At 72.0% G+C, this 768-nt stretch carries 1 protein-coding gene; it reads left to right on the plus strand.

The features are described from left to right. Positions 1–97: 97 nt before the first annotated feature. A partial coding sequence (locus ACFORO_RS46640) for an IS5 family transposase (RefSeq protein WP_377896790.1) occupies positions 98–768 on the plus strand: 671 nt, incomplete at its 3' end.

Raw genomic sequence — 768 nt, forward strand, 5'->3', positions numbered from 1 at the left:
TGTGTCAGTGTCGCCTACGTGCCAGTGTTTGTCGTGCCCGGCCCACGGCGAGCTGCTCGCCGGGCCCTCGTTGTGCCCGTTCTACCCGTCTTCGTCGATGACCGACGCCCAGTGGGCGCTCGTCGGGCCGCTGCTGCCGCCGCCGGGCAACGCCACGGACAAGGGCGGCCGGCCCGAGAAGCATCCGCGGCGTCTCGTGCTGGACGCGATGTTCTGTCTGGCCCGGGGCGGGATCGCGTGGCGTCAGATGCCCAGCGATTTCCCGCCCGCGATGACGGTCTACGACATCTTCCGCCGCTGGGTCAAAACCGGCGCGTGGCAACGGGTTCACGACGCTTTGCGCGACCGGGTCCGAGCGCGCGCCGGCCGCCGGCCGCTGCCCACCGCCGCGGTCATCGACGCCCAGACCGTGCGCGGGGCCGACACCGTGCCCGCTGCCAGCGCGGGCTACGACGCCGGGAAGAAAACCAGGGGACGCAAACGCCACATCGCGGTGGACACCCTCGGCCTGCTGCTGGCCGTCGTGGTCACCGCCGCCGACATCCAGGACCGCGACGGCGCCCACCGCCTGCTGACGGCGCTGCGCGCCCGCTTCTCCACCGTCGCCCGCGTCTGGGCCGACGGCGGCTACACCGGACGCCTGGTCGCCTGGGCCGGGCAGGTCCTCGCCCTCACCGTCGAGATCGTCAAACGCACCGACAAGACCGCCGGATTCGGCCTCCTGCCCCGCAGATGGGTCGTCGAGCGAACATTCGGCTGGATCGTCAA

The sequence above is a fragment of the Amycolatopsis halotolerans genome (assembly GCF_042647905.1).
In the GTDB taxonomy this organism is placed as follows: Bacteria; Actinomycetota; Actinomycetes; order Mycobacteriales; family Pseudonocardiaceae; genus Amycolatopsis; species Amycolatopsis halotolerans.